Annotated in this window: 18 protein-coding genes and 1 tRNA gene; 10 read left to right on the plus strand and 9 right to left on the minus strand. The window is 44.8% G+C overall.

Features of this window, described 5'->3' with window-relative positions; genetic code table 11:
• Nucleotides 1–354 precede the first annotated feature (354 nt).
• The gene (locus CAG69_RS02845) at nt 355–1,227 is read left to right on the plus strand and encodes a TraB/GumN family protein (protein WP_161442637.1); all 873 of its coding nucleotides are present in this window, start codon (nt 355–357) and stop codon (nt 1,225–1,227) included.
• Nucleotides 1,228–1,354: 127 nt separating this feature from the next.
• Nucleotides 1,355–1,777, plus strand: coding sequence for a hypothetical protein (locus tag CAG69_RS02850; RefSeq protein ID WP_046874287.1), 423 nt, complete (start codon nt 1,355–1,357; stop codon nt 1,775–1,777).
• 303 nt (nt 1,778–2,080) lie between these two features.
• Here CAG69_RS02850 and CAG69_RS02855 read toward each other — a convergent pair.
• Nucleotides 2,081–2,157 (minus strand) — tRNA-Pro (locus CAG69_RS02855).
• Between the two features lie 260 nt (nt 2,158–2,417).
• Here CAG69_RS02855 and CAG69_RS02860 point away from each other — a divergent pair.
• From CAG69_RS02860 to rluF, 3 genes are all read left to right on the plus strand, one after another.
• A complete protein-coding gene (locus tag CAG69_RS02860; RefSeq protein WP_005382236.1) occupies nt 2,418–2,558 on the plus strand; it encodes a DUF3149 domain-containing protein in 141 nt (46 codons plus the stop codon).
• Nucleotides 2,559–2,690: 132 nt separating this feature from the next.
• Nucleotides 2,691–3,272, plus strand: coding sequence for a DNA endonuclease SmrA (smrA, locus tag CAG69_RS02865; RefSeq protein ID WP_005393162.1), 582 nt, complete (start codon nt 2,691–2,693; stop codon nt 3,270–3,272).
• A 95-nt stretch (nt 3,273–3,367) separates the two neighbouring features.
• Nucleotides 3,368–4,525 carry a 23S rRNA pseudouridine(2604) synthase RluF gene (gene rluF, locus CAG69_RS02870; RefSeq protein ID WP_161442639.1) on the plus strand — a complete coding sequence of 386 codons (1,158 nt, stop codon included), beginning with the start codon at nt 3,368–3,370 and terminating at the stop codon, nt 4,523–4,525.
• 68 nt (nt 4,526–4,593) lie between these two features.
• Here the strand turns inward: rluF and ybaK are convergent, their stop codons facing one another.
• The 8 genes from ybaK to hemA form a co-directional block, all read right to left on the minus strand.
• The gene (gene ybaK, locus CAG69_RS02875) at nt 4,594–5,067 is read right to left on the minus strand and encodes a Cys-tRNA(Pro) deacylase (protein WP_005382231.1); all 474 of its coding nucleotides are present in this window, start codon (nt 5,065–5,067) and stop codon (nt 4,594–4,596) included.
• A gap of 102 nt (nt 5,068–5,169) precedes the next feature.
• Nucleotides 5,170–6,852, minus strand: coding sequence for a bifunctional UDP-sugar hydrolase/5'-nucleotidase UshA (ushA, locus tag CAG69_RS02880; RefSeq protein WP_161442641.1), 1,683 nt, complete (start codon nt 6,850–6,852; stop codon nt 5,170–5,172).
• Nucleotides 6,853–7,003: 151 nt separating this feature from the next.
• Nucleotides 7,004–7,855 (minus strand): 3-deoxy-8-phosphooctulonate synthase, encoded by an 852-nt coding sequence (gene kdsA / locus CAG69_RS02885; RefSeq protein ID WP_005384095.1) that lies wholly within the window; start codon nt 7,853–7,855, stop codon nt 7,004–7,006.
• Nucleotides 7,856–7,908: 53 nt separating this feature from the next.
• The gene (locus CAG69_RS02890; protein WP_005384098.1) at nt 7,909–8,718 is read right to left on the minus strand and encodes a SirB1 family protein; all 810 of its coding nucleotides are present in this window, start codon (nt 8,716–8,718) and stop codon (nt 7,909–7,911) included.
• A gap of 6 nt (nt 8,719–8,724) precedes the next feature.
• The gene (locus CAG69_RS02895) at nt 8,725–9,108 is read right to left on the minus strand and encodes a SirB2 family protein (RefSeq protein ID WP_005382225.1); all 384 of its coding nucleotides are present in this window, start codon (nt 9,106–9,108) and stop codon (nt 8,725–8,727) included.
• A 40-nt stretch (nt 9,109–9,148) separates the two neighbouring features.
• Nucleotides 9,149–10,003, minus strand: coding sequence for a peptide chain release factor N(5)-glutamine methyltransferase (prmC, locus tag CAG69_RS02900; RefSeq protein WP_047009558.1), 855 nt, complete (start codon nt 10,001–10,003; stop codon nt 9,149–9,151).
• Between the two features lie 3 nt (nt 10,004–10,006).
• Nucleotides 10,007–11,095, minus strand: coding sequence for a peptide chain release factor 1 (gene prfA, locus CAG69_RS02905; RefSeq protein WP_161442643.1), 1,089 nt, complete (start codon nt 11,093–11,095; stop codon nt 10,007–10,009).
• Between the two features lie 29 nt (nt 11,096–11,124).
• The gene (gene hemA / locus CAG69_RS02910; protein WP_005384104.1) at nt 11,125–12,381 is read right to left on the minus strand and encodes a glutamyl-tRNA reductase; all 1,257 of its coding nucleotides are present in this window, start codon (nt 12,379–12,381) and stop codon (nt 11,125–11,127) included.
• Between the two features lie 161 nt (nt 12,382–12,542).
• Here hemA and lolB point away from each other — a divergent pair, with 161 nt between their 5' ends.
• The 5 genes from lolB to ychF all read left to right on the plus strand — a co-directional run bounded on the left by lolB (nt 12,543) and on the right by ychF (nt 16,839).
• The gene (gene lolB / locus CAG69_RS02915) at nt 12,543–13,154 is read left to right on the plus strand and encodes a lipoprotein insertase outer membrane protein LolB (RefSeq protein ID WP_053807691.1); all 612 of its coding nucleotides are present in this window, start codon (nt 12,543–12,545) and stop codon (nt 13,152–13,154) included.
• Nucleotides 13,151–14,023, plus strand: a complete 873-nt coding sequence (gene ispE, locus CAG69_RS02920) for a 4-(cytidine 5'-diphospho)-2-C-methyl-D-erythritol kinase (protein ID WP_042524125.1) — start codon at nt 13,151–13,153, stop codon at nt 14,021–14,023. Before lolB ends, ispE begins: the two co-directional genes overlap by 4 nt.
• A gap of 27 nt (nt 14,024–14,050) precedes the next feature.
• Nucleotides 14,051–14,995, plus strand: a complete 945-nt coding sequence (locus CAG69_RS02925) for a ribose-phosphate pyrophosphokinase (protein WP_005393176.1) — start codon at nt 14,051–14,053, stop codon at nt 14,993–14,995.
• A gap of 151 nt (nt 14,996–15,146) precedes the next feature.
• Nucleotides 15,147–15,737, plus strand: coding sequence for an aminoacyl-tRNA hydrolase (pth, locus tag CAG69_RS02930; RefSeq protein ID WP_005384112.1), 591 nt, complete (start codon nt 15,147–15,149; stop codon nt 15,735–15,737).
• Nucleotides 15,738–15,747: 10 nt separating this feature from the next.
• Nucleotides 15,748–16,839, plus strand: a complete 1,092-nt coding sequence (ychF, locus tag CAG69_RS02935; RefSeq protein ID WP_005393178.1) for a redox-regulated ATPase YchF — start codon at nt 15,748–15,750, stop codon at nt 16,837–16,839.
• Nucleotides 16,840–16,932: the final 93 nt, after the last annotated feature.

The following is a 16,932-nucleotide window of genomic DNA, read 5'->3' on the forward strand; positions in this document are numbered from 1 at the left end:
AGTTCAAAAAATGATACTCAGCAAAAACCATAAAAACTTAACTTTCATGGAGTTACAAGCTACGTCAAAATCGAATAACTTGTTTTGACGAGTTTGCTGCGATCTAGGTCACTCATATTCATGAGTTACGACTGATTTTGTAAGATTTGGATCACGCCTAATTATTTTGTGAACCATTAGTAAGCGAATTACCTATTTATCTTTCGTGAAGTGACTCTCATTTATTCGTCGTCAAAACTCGTCAATATTTTTAGAAATGACGATTTTGTCGAATATCCCCACTAGAGAAATTGCACTTAACCTCAAGCATTTTTGCGTATAAAGTTTAAAGGTATCTTACCTGAGGACCATTCTATGTTTCGTCTCTTGACACTCATATCATCCCTACTTGTTGCCTTTGCTCCCTTTTCCTCTTATGCAGAACCGCAACATTGGTTAGCAAAAAAAGGGGAAACTGAGCTGATGATCATTGGCTCTGTGCATGTGGGCGATAAAACGATGTACCCACTCCCTAAAACTATTACTCAGCACTTAAGCCAAAGCGCTGGGTTGATTATCGAAGCAGATGTCAGAAATTCTGAAGGCTTGGTTTACCCACAAACAACCATTCTCTCTAAAGATGTTTTAGGCAAGGCTCAACGTCGCCACTTAGTCGAGATAGCACAAGATTTAGGGTTGCCAGAAACTCAACTTTTGAATTCTCCACCATGGACGGCTGCATTAACCATCCAACTCGCTTTAGTCAACAAACTGGGGTATGTCTCTGATAAAGGGGTCGACATGCACTTAATAGGACTCGCTGATAAAAAACAAATCCCGGTCATTCCACTGGAGTCCGTGCAATTCCAAATTGATTTAATAGCAGGTCAATCAGAAGGCGGTAAAGAGATGCTCCTCTCGTCAATTGAAGAATATGACGGTGGGGAAGAATTGGTTCAGTGTTTGATAGAAAGCTGGAAGAGCGGTGATGGTAGTATGTTGTTCGAGGCATCATTAACCGATCAAGCAACAGAAGATTTTAATCAGGCTTTCTTATACGAGCGTAATCGAGATTGGGCAAAAAAACTTGATACTGGCAGTGTCCTACCTCAACGTTCGGGTCGCTATACCGTTGTTGTCGGCAGTTTGCATTTAGTTGGTAAAGATAATCTGATTGAGCTGCTTAAAAAAAGGGGCTTTGACATAAAACCACTCGGTAAAACCCGCCAAGCTAGGTGCCATATTTAGAAATTTATTTGAAGACAGCCGGCCTCATCAATGACGAATAGCAAGGCATCACGCTAACACGATCACTGACAATGGTTTACTCCTCTGCTAAAACGACTCTAACCTATGTGGATACATAATAACTCATATGAAATTTAAAGCTTTATTCCTATGCGTGAGCAGTATGATGCTCACTTCATCGCTTGCTTATGCTAAACCGTCATGTAACGTAGAAAATTTTCAAGCTATTGATATAACCCCGGAAGCAAAAGGCGGGCTATTAGATAAAGAGAGTGGCCAGTTTCTTATTACCGAAAAGCCAATGATGCGTTGTGCGAACATCACTTTTTCCACTAACCATACCCGAAATCGCGTCGCACATATGATGAATCAAGGCTTTGAAGCTGTTTACTTTGATGGAAGCTCGAGCAAATCTCACTCCGTCACGTTTGATGAAGACGAACTAAAAGCAGGTTACATCAAAGTTGGTCCAAACCATCCAAAGACCGCTTATGTTTGCTTCACAACGTCTGAAACCCCTATCAGCACTATCTCGTGTGACATCAAGTAATAAATTTACTCGCTCTAAAAAATGAAAAGGCTCTACATCTCTGTAGAGCCTTCCTCTCAATACGTGTCGGTGAAGTGCCATATTCTAGCGTCAGGTGAACCCATTTGGCTCGATACTATTGAAGTCTAAAATTACTAGCGCTAAAAACGACGAAAACCTGCTCATTGAGCAGGCTTTCTAAAAGTGGTCGGTGAAGTAGGGATTCGATTGGACTGGCATTCCAGACCCCGACCCTCTGGCTCCAAATAAATATCACCAAATACGAAAAAGGCTCTACATTTCTGTAGAGCCTTTTTCTCAATATGGTCGGTGAAGAGGGATTCGAACCCCCGACCCTCTGGTCCCAAACCAGATGCGCTACCAAACTGCGCTATTCACCGAGATGTTTAACTGAGGACTTGTCCCCGTCAACGAATGCGTATATTACGGATTCTGAACTGTGACGCAAGTGCTTTTTACAAAAAAACCTTAGGTCTTAATTCGTTTGATGAATAACTGAACACTAGCACGTAAAATGTGACTGATAACTCACAACAAAATACAGTTTATTAACCTTAGCAACATAATTGATCCAGATCAGTGTGCAACAAGGCACTGCCATTTAGTTTTATGCCTGTCGGGAACATCTTGGAGGAAACGTATGGACTTTTGGCTTGATCTCCTATTTGGTAATGCAGTGGGTCTATCGTCAATGATAGTAATCTTTGGGGCAATTGGTCTGATGTTATTTTACGGCGGTTTCTTCATATACAAGATCATGAACGACAAATCTCCTCACTAGATCTCGCTTAGCTCTAGAAACGCTTTGCACCGGAGTCGGTTACTTGCCTACTCCGGTTTTTTATTTGATCTCAATGCACCACTCATTGATATAATCCTATTATTCCTCCCTGTTCTTAATGAGATTACTACTATGTCTCACGATGACGATTTTGATCTGTTCCAACAGATGATGGGCGATGTAAAGCCGATCACTCAAGACACCGCCGAACACAAAAAAGTACACCAAGTAACCGAAGCGCAGCTCGCCAAGAGAGAAGCGGCAATCTGGCTAACAGAAGATGACCCAGAATACCTGTCACTTGATCACGCAGAAATGCTGAAACCAGAGGACTTTGTTGAATTTAAACGTGATGGCGTACAAGACGGGGTTTACCGGAAGCTTCGTCTTGGCAAATATCCAATCCAAGCACGCCTAGATCTGCATCGTAAAACATTGAAAGAAGCTCGTGATGAAGTCGTAAAGTTTTTAAAACAGTGCCTATCAATGGACATACGAACGGTCGTTATTGTCCACGGCCGAGGAGAACGCTCAAATCCACCAGCACTAATGAAAAGCTTTGTTAGCAGCTGGCTACAACAAATCAGGGAAGTTCAGTGCGTGCATAGTGCGCAACGCTTTCACGGCGGAACCGGAGCCGTTTACGTTCTACTGAGAAAAAGTGCGGAAAAGAAATTAGAAACTCGCGAACGTCACCAAAAACGGTTGGGCTAAATTTCACCCTAATGCTAGAATGCCCGCCCTTATTCTTCCTTCCCTTTCACGGGAAGGAAACTTCATTCGCCGTTGTGAAACGTTAGGAGACAAAAATGTCACAAGACAACGCTAAACGATTAAATAAATTCATCAGTGAAACTGGCTTTTGTTCACGCCGTGAGGCAGACAGACTGATTGAACAAGGTCGTGTCACCATTAATGGAAACAAGCCTGAAATGGGAACAAAAGTGCTACCTGGTGATGATGTTTGTGTAGACGGTAAGCCTGTTGCAGCAAAAGAGAAGCCGATTTATATCGCTCTCAATAAACCAACAGGCATCACCTGTACAACAGAACGAGATGTACCCGGGAACATCGTTGATTTTATCGGTCACAAAAAACGTATCTTTCCGATCGGCCGCTTGGATAAACCCTCTGATGGTCTGATTTTTTTGACCAACGATGGCGATATCGTCAACAAAATCCTTCGTGCTGGCAACAGCCACGAAAAAGAGTACGTTGTGCGCGTGGACAAACCGATTACAGGTGAGTTTCTCAAACAGATGTCGAGCGGCGTTAAAATTCTCGATACCGTCACTCTACCTTGTAAGGTAACGAAAGAGACTAAGTTCTCTTTCCGTATTGTGCTCACTCAAGGACTTAACCGCCAAATCCGTCGTATGTGTGAAGCACTAGGTTACGAAGTCTTTAAGCTTCGTCGTGTTCGAATCATGAATATATCTCTTGACGGTATTCCGAACGGAAAATGGCGTTACTTAACTGACGATGAAGTCGCTGAGATTCTTGCTATGTGCGATGGTTCGGTGGGTACAGAAGAGGCATCAAAAACAGACTCTAGAGGTCGTAATATTCGTAAAGCGACTGATGCGAAGCTGTTTGATAGCCGTGAAGAAAATCAAGACTCTACTGCTCGTCGTAACCAGAAGACAAAAACTTTCCGTGGTAACAATGCTGATGAATTCCGTCATGCACCAAACTCGAAAAAAGGTCAACAAAAGCGTCGTCAGCGTGACGATGAAGGCGGACGTCCAGCTAAAGAACATTACAAAGTGAAACCACAAGGTGAACGTAGCAGACCGCAAGGCGAGCATGGAAAATCGCACCGTAAACCAGATGCATCGAGCAATAAGCACTCAGCAAACAAGCCTCAATCACCGAGTAAGCCTAAGCAGCATTACATGAACCCAAATGCCGCGAAGCCAAGCAAACCAGCTAAACGCACCGGTGGTACATTGAGTCTGAAGAAGTAAGTAACGCTTCTCTGACAGGCAAGATCAAAAAAGGACGCTCATGAGCGTCCTTTTTATTTGTCATGAGTTTACAAACAAAGAGGTGCAAACTGACCGCGAGTTAAGCTCAGCAAATCTCTCGGGGCTAACTCGATTTCTAAACCACGTTTACCTGCACTCACACAGATGGTGTCTTGCTCTGCTGCGCTTTCGTGCAAAAAAGTAGGTAAAGCTTTCTTCTGCCCCAGTGGGCTAATCCCACCAACAACATAACCTGTGGTCTTTTGCGCGATTTCCGGATCAGCCATATCGGCCTTTTTGCCCTTCGCTGCTTTCGCTGCCAGTTTTAGGTTCAGCTTTTGATCAACAGGGATAATCGCAACCGCAAGGTTCTTTGGCTCGCCGTTCAAGCAGAACAGCAAGGTTTTAAATACTGTTTTCGGATCCTGCCCCAATACTTCAGCAGCCTCCAAGCCATAACTATCGGCTCTAGGGTCGTGCTCATACTGATGAATCGTGTGTGGGATTTTTTTCTTTTTCGCAAGATTAATGGCCGGAGTCATCAAGATTCTCCTCATAAAAACAAAAAGCGCAGATTGAATTGGATCTGCGCTTTTAGTTAATGATATCAGCGAGTTTGAGTCAATCGCTTTTTCTCTGTTGGGTTACTGATCAATCGCCGTATCAACTAAATACGTGATTTCACCTGAAGGGGCATACTCATTAACATCAATAGGGCTGTGTGTTTCTAAATAATCCTTCAAAACCTCAGCATCGGTAAAACCTGTATTTACATACCCTGGATGATCGTCGATTTTAGGGTAACCATCACCGCCAGCAGCATTATAGCTTGGTACGGTAAAGCGGTAATTACCATCTAAGCGAAGTTGCTTATTCCCAATGAACACATTGGTTACCTCACCATTATTGATACTCATCGCAATACCCGCAAACTGCGCATAAGCTCCAGAGTCGACAGGCTTAGTTGCAACGACATTTAGGTAATCCAATACTTCTTTGCCCGTCATATCAACGTAAGAGACCATATTGCCAAATGGCTGAACAGTCAGCACATCTTTGTAGGTAATGTCACCTGCTGCAATCGAATCGCGAACGCCGCCAGAATTCATTACGGCGAAATCTGCTTTTGCACGTTCCATATGAGCCGTTGCAATTAATCGACCTAAGTTTGTTTGCTGGTAACGAACCACACTGCGGTCACCCTCAAGCTTACCGTTAGATTCTGCAATCTTCACGTTTAGCTTGCCCTGACCTTTTTCTTGATAAGGACGAAGAAACTCAAGCATCGCTTCGTCTTGTTCAATCTCTTCTTGGATCAAAACTCGTTGCGACTGACCATCAACTTTAATTTTCTTTTTCAAGTTTACTGGGATCAGATCGTAGCTCACCATCGAGAGTTCACCATTACGAAACTCGTAATCGGCGCGTCCCACATATTTCCCCCACTCATGTGCCTGAACAATATAAGCACCATTTTGTTGATCAGGCTGACATTCATCACCCGGTTGAAAGCTCTTTTTGATGACGTTTGGACCTTCCATACAAACCGGCTCTTGTGAGTGACCACCGACAATCATATCCAGATCACCTTCATTCAAATAACGAGCTAACGCTACATCACCAGGTGCATTGATGCCTCTATTGCCATTCTCATAGTGTCCCATATGTGTGACAGCAAAAATAAGGTCTGGGTACTCTGTTTCTTTCAGCTCAGCAATTAGATTCTTGGCTTCTTCTTTTGGGTCACGGAAGTCAATTTGTTCAATGAATTCAGGGTTGCCAAGTTTCGCTGTATCTTCGGTTGTAAGACCAATTACTGCAATCTTAATACCCTGTTTGTTAAACATCGCGTACGGTTGGAATAGGCGCTTGCCAGTATTTTTATCGTAAATATTGGCAGACAACATCGGAAAACTTGCCCACTCTTGCTGCTTGAAAAGCACATCCAATGGATTATCAAACTCATGATTACCTAGCGCCATCGCATCGTAACCAATTTTGCTCATGCCTTTAAAATCTGGCTCGGCATCTTGTAAATCAGACTCAGGTACTCCAGTGTTGATGTCACCACCAGAAAGCAGTAACACACTGCCCCCCTCTGCTTGTATTTCTTCACGCAAATCATCTATTAACGTTTTACGTGCCGCCATACCGTACTCGCCGTATCGATTTTGCCAAAAACGACCGTGATGATCGTTAGTGTGTAGCACGGTCAATTTATAGGTTGTATCGGCATTCCATTCTGGTGCAGGTTGCGTAGCACACCCAGCTAACGGGGCCAAAATAGCGGCACTCAACGCAGTTTTAATAATCAGACGCTGCTTCATTTATTTACCTTTTTTCTTATTGGGAGTCACTGATGCACATTCCCAGCGGCCTAGAGCCTTTACAGCAAGAAACTGAGAATGATGCGCCATCTGATAAAAAAATAGCCAACACGAGGTTGGCTATTGCATTTGATCACCAGTCATCTGGCGTTTACTTGATATCGATATCTGCAAAGCTCTTGATCAGATCATCAAGAGATTTCATTTGCGCTAGGAACGGTTCTAACTTGTCTAGCGGCAGTGCAGATGGGCCATCACAGCGTGCTTGATCTGGGTTTGGATGCGCCTCGATAAATAGACCTGCAATGCCTGTTGCTAGACCCGCTTTCGCAAGTTCAACTGTCTGCTCACGACGACCGCCAGACGCCGCACCTGACGGATCACGCATCTGTAGTGAGTGCGTTACGTCAAAGATGATTGGGCTGCCTTTCGACGCATTTTTCATCACACCAAAGCCAAGCATGTCTACGACTAGGTTATCGTAACCGTGGCAAGAGCCGCGCTCACATAGGATAATCTTGTCGTTACCGCATTCCGCGAACTTCTCAACGATGTTACCCACTTGACCTGGGCTCATAAATTGAGGTTTCTTCACGTTGATAACCGCACCTGTTTTTGCCATTGCTTCAACAAGGTCAGTTTGACGAGCTAGGAATGCAGGAAGCTGAATAACGTCTACCACGTCAGCGACAGGTTGAGCTTGCGCTTCAGTGTGAACGTCAGTGATGATCTTCACACCAAATGTGTCTTTTAGCTCTTGGAAGATTTTCATACCCTCTTCAAGGCCTGGGCCACGGTATGAATGAACAGAACTGCGATTTGCTTTGTCAAACGACGCCTTAAATACGTAAGGAATGCCAAGTTTTTCCGTTACTTTTACGTAGTGCTCACAGATCTGCATCGCAAGATCACGAGACTCAAGAACGTTCATACCTGCAAATAGGGTGAATGGCTTGTCGTTAGCAACCTGAATGTCGCCGATATTAACGATTTTCTGTTCCATTTTGATTCTCTTTTTCTGTCCACGATACGCCACAGTTCGGCACATCGATAAAATTAGTGAAGTGTGACGTGCGTTTCACTCATCACATTAACTTGTGATTTTAGTAGCTCAGAAGCCGGATCGTCAGGGCATTGGTCAATAAAGTATTGAAAATCTGACACCGCCACTTGAGGGCACTCTAGCTGTTGGAAGATAAAACCACGGTCACGAATCTCGTATGGGTCATCTGGCACAAAGGTTAACGCAAGGTTCGTACAACGCAACGCCAGCGTGTAGTGCTCTTCACGTAACATCGCGCTTTTGATCAACGCTAACCAGCGACCAATAATGGTTGGATTGTCAGCTTCTTCAAAGTGTTCTGGCTTTAACTGAGCCAACGGTCCTTCTTGGCCAATAAGCCAAGCTTGGAGGATTCTTTCCCCCACATACTCACCATTAAATGGGTTAATGTAGTCTGGCTTTTTATGCATCCAATCGACTTTTAGTAGGAACTGAGTAGGAAAAGTGACTCCCTTCAACGGGAAACCCAGCTTTTTACCTAGATATAATAAAATCGAACCTAAACTAACCGGGATACCTTTTCGGCGCTCCAACACTTTATCGATAAAGCTGTTGTCCGAAATAAAGTATTCCTGCTCGTCGCCTTTGAACCCCCACTCATGGAAAAACAGTCGTAGGAATGCATCAAATCGTTGCTCTTCATCGGTTTCATGAACAAGCGTGGCTTCTGCATCTTTGTAAAGACGCTCTAACTCTTGTTTCGCCCAATGTACTTTGGTTTCTGGGTTAATCGCTTTGTTTAGCTCAAGCGCACCTTCCACCAACGGTATATTGTCAAAATCTTCGTCAAAAAACTCTAACATGACGTCTTATCCAAATAACGTAGGGCTCTTAGACACAGCAATGTTTGCAGCCATGACTAACCAACCTAATGCGCCGAAAAAGCCAAATATCTTCAGTAGGTTGTTTTTCGCAAGCTTCAACGAGAAGAAACCGAGTGCAATGTACGCCAGTACGCAGGTGATTTTGTTTGTTAACCACGGTGCGGCATCAGTAAACGGGATGAAACCAGTAATGAAAATAAGCGCGATACCTGACACTAGCAATGCAGTATCAACGATGTGGGGAAACACTTTCAAAAAGCGATTATTTCGCTTCGGTGAGTTCATCATCATTAACACGAATCGGATCGATAATAGTGTCGCGCTGAGCGCAATCGTCACTAAGTGTATGTGTTTTAGAGCTACGTACATTTTTCTTCTCTTTTTAGTTAGTGTTTGCTGACTTCCATGATTAACTGGCCAGGCAACCAAGTGTTACTCGGTCGTTACCGCCATAATCTTTTTCCGTGGCAACTTGTTGGTAACCAAAACCACGCATTATCTCACGTACGGCATCACCCTGATCATAACCATGTTCGAATGCCAGCCAACCGCCTACTTCAAGATACTGACGAGCAAGATCCGAGATATGACGAATATCAGCTAAGCCATTCTCTTTAGCAACTAATGCAGATTTTGGCTCAAAGCGCACATCACCTTGGGATAAATGTGGATCTTTTTCATCAATATACGGCGGATTGGAGACAATTAAAGCAAACTTCGTACCCTCTGCAATAGGCTCGAACCAACTGCCTTGAGCAAAGGTCACATTTTTGATGTTTAGCTGCTCAGCATTGTACTCTGCAAGTGCTTTCGCTTCTTGCTTGAGATCTACGCCCATCACTTGACGTTTTGGCATTTCAGATGCGAGTGCGATAGCAATTGCCCCCGTCCCCGTTCCAAGATCTAAAATAGGTCCTGTTTGCTCATAGGTCTTATCGAGTGCAATTTCGACCAAACGTTCTGTATCCGGTCTTGGGATCAAGGTAGAGGGAGAAACTTTGAACGGTAGAGACCAAAACTCTCGCTCACCAATAATATAAGCGACGGGTTCGCCAGCTAAACGTCGTTCAAGTAGAGCGTCAAACTGAGATTTTTGCTCCACTTCTAATGCTTTTTCTGGCCAGGTCAGTAGATAAGTTCGTGGTTTGCCAAGGACATGGCAGAGGAGTACAGCTGCATCGAGAGAAGGCGACTCTTTGCCGCCTTCTGCCAGTTTCGCCGTCGCACTTTTCAGTGCTTGCTCAATCGATTGAACTTGGCTCATCGATTAGCCGTTCTCTGCGAGCGCCGCAAGTTGGTCTGCTTGGTGCTCTTGAATCACAGGATCAATCAAGCTCTGCAGGTCACCTTCCATCACTTCGTTCAAACGGTAGATGGTCAGGTTGATGCGGTGATCAGACACACGACCTTGTGGGTAGTTGTAGGTACGAATACGGTCACTACGGTCACCAGAACCTAGAAGGTTACGACGTGTATCAGACACTTCTGCGGCACGACGCTCTTCTTCCGCTTGAACGATACGAGCAGCAAGAACCGCCATCGCTTTCGCTTTGTTCTTGTGCTGTGAACGCTCGTCCTGACACTCTACCACCGTACCCGTTGGTAAGTGGGTAATACGGATTGCAGAATCCGTGGTGTTAACGTGCTGACCACCCGCGCCAGATGCACGGAACGTATCGATTTTCAGGTCTGCTGCTTTGATTTCTGGCAGATCCGCCTCTGGGATTTCCGCCATCACCGCTACGGTACATGCAGAAGTATGCACACGGCCTTGGGATTCAGTTGCAGGAACACGCTGTACACGGTGACCGCCAGACTCAAACTTCAGTACGCCGTACGCACCGTCGCCGCTCACTTTTGCGATCATCTCTTTGTAACCACCGTGTTCAGCTTCGTTTGAAGACATCACTTCGATGCGCCAGCCACGCTTTTCTGCGTACTTGCTGTACATACGGAATAAGTCACCCGCGAAAATACCCGCTTCGTCGCCACCCGCACCTGCGCGAATTTCTAGGAAACAGTTACGATCATCGTTCGGATCTTTTGGCAGAAGAAGAATCTGTAGCTCATCAGTAAGACGCTCAATAATCGCTTTCGCTTCTTTGATTTCTTCTTGCGCCATTTCACGCATTTCTTCGTCGTCTTCGTTTGCCATCTCTTCAGCGGCGACAAGATCTTCTTGCGCTTGTTGATAAGCTTGGAAGCACTTGGTTACTTCTTCTAGCTGAGAGTACTCTCTTGATAGAGCACGGAATTTGTCCTGATCTCCAATAACATCAGGATCACCAAGAAGATGTTGAACTTCTTCGTAACGTTCTACTAGCGTTTCTAGCTTAGTCAGAATAGAGGCTTTCATAGTGTCGTTTTCTTAATAAAAAGCGTGAGTTATAGATCATCCAAGCCAAGTGTTTGGCGGATAATCGTTAATTTTGCTGGTTCGCCTTGCTCTGCTGCACTTTGCAATGCGCGAGTTGGAGCGTGAATCAGTTTGTTGGTGAGTTTATTACTCAGCTCGCGCAGCACTTTCTCCGGATCTGCGCCTGCCGCTAAAGATTGCAAACTTTTGCTCAGTAACTCTTCACGAATTTCGTTGGCTGATTTGCGATAGTCGCGAATACTATCGACGGCTTGCAGTGAACGCAACCATGTCATAAACGCAGCGCTTTCTTCACTAACAATCGCTTCAGCTTGAATCGCTTCGACTTTACGCTGCTCAATGTTGCTGTCGATGATAGATTGCAAGTCATCAACAGAATACAGATATGCGTCGTTCAGTTCACCGACTTCCGACTCTACATCTCGCGGCACCGCAATATCGACTAACAAGATAGGTTGATGTCGACGCTGCTTCAGAGCCGTTTCGACCATACCTTTGCCAATAATAGGCAATGGGCTCGCCGTTGAGCTAATCACGATATCCGCTTTCGCCAAATGTTCAGGAATTTCGTTCAAACTGATCACTTCTGCGCCAAATTGATCCGCTAAGCCTTGCGCACGCTCTTTAGTGCGGTTCGCGACAATCATTTTTGTGCAGCCGTTGGATGCTAAATGCTTTGCGACCAGTTCAATCGTCTCTCCCGCACCAACCAAAAGCACGGTTGAATCAGATAACGACTCAAAAATATGTTTTGCCAATGTACATGCGGCATAAGCCACGGACACAGCATTACCGCCGATATCTGTTTCTGTTCTCACACGCTTGGCGACTGAGAACGTCTTTTGAAACAGTTTATCAATTGAAGCATCGACGGCTTGATGATCTCGCGAGTCAGAAAATGCTTGCTTTACCTGCCCCAAAATTTGAGGCTCACCCAACACCAGAGAGTCAAGGCCGCACGATACGCGCATCAAATGCTTTATTGCAGCTTGTTCTTCATGCACATACAAACTCGGCATTAAATCTTCGCGGCTCACTTGATGAAATTGAGCAAGCCAATCGATCAACTTGTTTCGCGCTCCTTGCTTAACATCGCAGTACAACTCAGTTCGGTTACAGGTTGAAACAATCACACTGCCGTTAACCGCTTCGTGCTCTCTAAGTTGCTCGAGTGCAGGGCCGAGTTTATCCGGACCAAACGCCACCTTCTCTCGCAAGTCGACAGACGCTGTATTGTGATTGATTCCAATAGCAAGCAAGGACATCTAACGTGGTATCTCTGGGATAGGTTATAAAATAGGTCCAGAATTTTACTGTAAGCACGCATTTATTGAAAGGGTAAGCCGGATTTGTTTTCCTAACTGCGACTTTTCAATGCTATAGTTGTGAGCGATTCCCGACGAAACTGATTAATAAGCCATCAAACATGACGTTACGCTCCTTTATTCTTTTTTTCTTGTCGAGCTTACTGCTCGCTGGTTGTTCCTCCGTTCCTGAAAGTGTTACCAGCGTTGAATGGCAAGCTCATGAGCAACGACTCGAGGCCATCCAAGATTTTCAAGCAACGGGAAAACTTGGTTATATTGGCCCAGACCAAAGACAAAATTTAAATTTCTACTGGAAACATTCTTCAGCACTCAGTCAACTACGTTTAACAACGATTCTTGGTCAAACGGCATTAAAGCTCACCATCACACCACAAGGTGCCACAGTAGAAACTTACGACGACCAGGTCCTTTCCTCTCGCAGTGCAAACCAGCTAATTTACCGTCTTACGGGGTTAATGATGCCCGTTGAACACATGCCTGACTGGCTATTAGGCCTACCGACCGATGCCGACAAATTCCAATTGTCCCCAACCAATACACTGCAAGCGTTAAACAAACAAATTGGTTTAAATGATTGGAGTATTGCTTATCAACGGTATGGCGACGTTCAATGGCATGAGCAGTCTCTACCACTGCCAAATAAACTGAAACTCACCACTGCTGACGTAAAAATAAATCTAGTGATCACAAAATGGAACATCACCCAATGATCGAACTTTCAACCCGCTGGCCATCACCAGCGAAATTGAATCTCTTTCTATACATCAACGGTCGCACAGAAAATGGCTACCACGAGTTACAAACCTTATTCCAATTCGTCGATCACGGCGATGAGCTCACCATTCAAGCAAACCATTCTGGTGATATTACGATTTCTCCAGATATAGAAGGTGTGCCTCTTCAAGACAATTTAATTTGGAAAGCAGCAACCGCGCTTCAAGCTTACTCAAACTGCCCTTTTGGCGCGCATATTGAGCTACAGAAAGTGCTGCCTATGGGTGGGGGCATTGGTGGGGGCTCATCGAATGCAGCTACAGCACTAGTGGCACTGAACTACTTGTGGCAACTGAATCTAACTGACGATGAACTGGCTGAAATTGGTTTAAAGTTGGGCGCAGACGTGCCCGTATTTGTGCGCGGATTTGCAGCTTTCGCTGAAGGTGTTGGCGAGAAACTCTCCCCCGCTTATCCAGAAGAAAAGTGGTATTTAGTCGTCAGACCGAATGTTTCTATCGCAACCGTCGACGTTTTTTGTCATCCAGATCTAACGCGAAACACCCCAAAACGAGATCTAGAAACACTTTTAAATACGCCAAGCGTAAACGATTGCGAAAAAATTGTACGAATGCTCTACCCAGAGGTTGATAAGCAACTTTCTTGGCTGCTACAATACGCGCCGTCAAGATTGACGGGGACAGGATCTTGCGTTTTTGCTGAATTTTCGAGCAAATCTGAAGCAGAAACTATCCTTGCACAACTCTCTGATAAAGTCTCGGCATTTGTCGCTCAAGGGCGCAATATTTCGCCATTAAAAGAGACTTTGGCTGAATACCAATCAGCCTCACACCGACCTATTTAAACTGGACGCAAACCCGAGGTTTCCACCGTGCCTGATATGAAGCTATTTGCTGGTAACGCAACACCTGAACTAGCCCAACGTATTGCTGATCGTCTTTACATCTCTCTTGGTGATGCATCTGTTTCTCGCTTTTCTGATGGCGAAGTTGCAGTTCAAATCAATGAGAATGTTCGTGGTAGCGATGTTTTCATCATTCAATCCACTTGTGCACCGACTAACGACAACCTAATGGAATTGGTTGTTATGATTGATGCAATGCGCCGTGCTTCAGCAGGCCGTATCACTGCAGTTATCCCTTACTTCGGCTACGCTCGCCAAGACCGTCGTGTACGTTCTGCGCGTGTGCCAATTACTGCAAAAGTTGTTGCTGATTTCCTATCTAACGTTGGTGTTGACCGCGTTCTAACTATCGACCTACACGCAGAGCAAATTCAAGGCTTCTTCGATGTACCTGTAGACAACATCTTCGGCACGCCAGTGCTACTTGAAGATATGCAGGCTCGCGGTCTAGATAACCCTGTTGTGGTATCTCCTGACCTAGGTGGCGTTGTTCGTGCTCGCGCAACAGCAAAAGCACTAGGCGACATCGACATCGCAATCGTAGATAAGCGTCGTCCACGTGCAAACGTTTCTGAAGTAATGAACCTAATCGGTGATGTTGAAGGTCGTGACTGTGTGATCGTTGATGACATGATCGACACAGGTGGCACACTATGTAAAGCAGCTGAAGCACTAAAAGAGCGCGGTGCTAAGCGTGTATTTGCTTACGCTACTCACGCTGTATTCTCAGGCAACGCTGCGGACAACATCAAGAACTCAGTTCTTGACCAAGTTATCGTAACTGACTCTATCTCTCTATCTAAAGAGATGGCTGCAACAGGCAAAGTGACAACACTAAGCCTATCTCGCATGTTGGCTGAAGCGATTCGTCGTATCAGCAACGAAGAGTCAATCTCTGCAATGTTCAACTAATCCGAACATTTCAGTTACACTGATTTCAAAAGCACCCCTCTTTGGGGTGTTTTTTTATTTGTACTGATAACCAGAAAATCCCTTGGTCGCCCACTGTGAGAATTCTGTGCTATCATACTGCGCTTTTTGAGATTCCAGAGAGATCCTAACCTTGAGTCAACAAATCAAACTTCTTGTTGGTCTTGCTAATCCAGGACCAGAATACGCCAGAACTCGTCACAATGCGGGCGCTTGGGTTGTAGAAGAGTTAGCACGCGTTCACAACGTTACACTGAAGAACGAACCAAAGTTTTTTGGTCTAACAGGACGCATTATGGTCAATGGCCAGGATCTCCGTTTGCTTATCCCAACCACCTTCATGAATCTATCAGGTAAATCGATCGCAGCGCTTGCGAAATTTTATCAAATTAAACCTGAAGAGATCATGGTTGCTCATGACGAGCTAGACTTACCGCCAGGTGTCGCTAAGTTTAAAAAAGGTGGGGGTCACGGTGGACACAACGGTCTGCGTGACACCATTAGCAAACTGGGCAATAACAAAGATTTTTATCGTCTTCGCATTGGCATTGGTCATCCGGGACACAAAGATAAAGTGGCGGGTTTTGTATTAGGTAAAGCGCCAGCTAAAGAGCAAGAGCTTTTAGATGCAGCAGCTGATGAGGCTGTTCGTTGTCTAGATATCCTGATTAAGGATGGCCTATCTAAAGCACAAAATCGCCTCCACACGTTCAAAGCTGAATAAGGTTACTATCATGGGTTTTAAATGTGGCATCGTTGGTCTACCTAACGTAGGTAAATCAACTCTGTTCAACGCACTAACTAAAGCGGGTATCGAAGCAGCAAACTTCCCGTTCTGTACCATTGAACCAAACACTGGTGTGGTTCCTGTGCCAGATCTACGTCTAGACGCACTAGCTAAGATCGTTAACCCACAGAGAGTTCTTCCAACGACGATGGAGTTCGTGGACATCGCTGGTCTTGTTGCTGGTGCATCACGTGGTGAAGGTTTAGGTAACAAATTCCTAGCTAACATCCGTGAAACAGACGCGATTGGCCACGTTGTACGTTGTTTTGAAAACGAAAACATTGTTCATGTTTCAGGTAAAGTTTCACCTATCGAAGATATCGAAGTGATCAACCTTGAACTTGCAATGGCTGACCTTGATTCTTGTGAGCGCGCGATTCAACGTAACGCGAAGAAGGCAAAAGGCGGCGATAAAGACGCAAAATTTGAACTAACAGTACTAGAAAAACTGTTACCAGTACTAACTGAAGGCGGCATGGCACGCACAGTTGAGCTATCTAAAGAAGAGTTAGCAGCAATCGGCTACCTAAACTTCCTTACACTGAAGCCAACTATGTACATTGCAAACGTAAACGAAGATGGTTTCGAAAATAACCCATATCTAGATGCGGTTCGCGAGTTCGCAGAAAAAGAAAACAACGTCGTTGTACCTGTATGTGCAGCTATCGAATCTGAACTATCTGAACTAGAAGATGAAGATCGCGAAGAATTCCTAGCGGATATGGGGATCGAAGAACCGGGACTGAACCGTGTAATTCGCTCTGGTTACGAGCTACTAACTCTACACACCTACTTCACGGCAGGTGTTAAAGAAGTACGTGCGTGGACAATCCCTGTTGGTGCAACTGCGCCTCAGGCGGCAGGTAAGATCCACACTGACTTCGAGAAAGGCTTTATTCGTGCAGAAGTAGTCGGTTACGACGATTTCATCCAATTCAATGGTGAAAATGGCGCAAAAGACGCAGGTAAATGGCGTCTAGAAGGTAAAGACTACATCGTAAAAGATGGTGATGTTGTACACTTCCGCTTCAATGTTTAATTAAATGAATGAATTTTAAACACTTCATTTACACTAAAAGCCAGCTGCTCAGCTGGCTTTTTTAATACCTTAAGTAAATGAGCAAAAATAAAT

It is taken from the genome of Vibrio sp. V43_P6S15P86, from assembly GCF_009904725.1.
GTDB lineage: Bacteria > Pseudomonadota > Gammaproteobacteria > Enterobacterales > Vibrionaceae > Vibrio > Vibrio diabolicus.

Excerpts from the sequence above, each read along its gene's own strand:
- lolB (WP_053807691.1), top strand. The coding sequence starts at position 12,543 with ATGACGTTACGCTCCTTTATTCTTTTTTTCTTGTCGAGCTTACTGCTC.
- CAG69_RS02895 (WP_005382225.1), bottom strand. The coding sequence starts at position 9,108 with ATGTACGTAGCTCTAAAACACATACACTTAGTGACGATTGCGCTCAGC.
- smrA (WP_005393162.1), top strand. The coding sequence starts at position 2,691 with ATGTCTCACGATGACGATTTTGATCTGTTCCAACAGATGATGGGCGAT.
- ybaK (WP_005382231.1), bottom strand. The coding sequence starts at position 5,067 with ATGACTCCGGCCATTAATCTTGCGAAAAAGAAAAAAATCCCACACACG.
- rluF (WP_161442639.1), top strand. The coding sequence starts at position 3,368 with ATGTCACAAGACAACGCTAAACGATTAAATAAATTCATCAGTGAAACT.
- prfA (WP_161442643.1), bottom strand. The coding sequence starts at position 11,095 with ATGAAAGCCTCTATTCTGACTAAGCTAGAAACGCTAGTAGAACGTTAC.
- prmC (WP_047009558.1), bottom strand. The coding sequence starts at position 10,003 with ATGAGCCAAGTTCAATCGATTGAGCAAGCACTGAAAAGTGCGACGGCG.
- ychF (WP_005393178.1), top strand. The coding sequence starts at position 15,748 with ATGGGTTTTAAATGTGGCATCGTTGGTCTACCTAACGTAGGTAAATCA.
- kdsA (WP_005384095.1), bottom strand. The coding sequence starts at position 7,855 with ATGGAACAGAAAATCGTTAATATCGGCGACATTCAGGTTGCTAACGAC.
- ushA (WP_161442641.1), bottom strand. The coding sequence starts at position 6,852 with ATGAAGCAGCGTCTGATTATTAAAACTGCGTTGAGTGCCGCTATTTTG.
- CAG69_RS02850 (WP_046874287.1), top strand. The coding sequence starts at position 1,355 with ATGAAATTTAAAGCTTTATTCCTATGCGTGAGCAGTATGATGCTCACT.
- CAG69_RS02890 (WP_005384098.1), bottom strand. The coding sequence starts at position 8,718 with ATGTTAGAGTTTTTTGACGAAGATTTTGACAATATACCGTTGGTGGAA.
- ispE (WP_042524125.1), top strand. The coding sequence starts at position 13,151 with ATGATCGAACTTTCAACCCGCTGGCCATCACCAGCGAAATTGAATCTC.
- CAG69_RS02845 (WP_161442637.1), top strand. The coding sequence starts at position 355 with ATGTTTCGTCTCTTGACACTCATATCATCCCTACTTGTTGCCTTTGCT.
- CAG69_RS02860 (WP_005382236.1), top strand. The coding sequence starts at position 2,418 with ATGGACTTTTGGCTTGATCTCCTATTTGGTAATGCAGTGGGTCTATCG.
- hemA (WP_005384104.1), bottom strand. The coding sequence starts at position 12,381 with ATGTCCTTGCTTGCTATTGGAATCAATCACAATACAGCGTCTGTCGAC.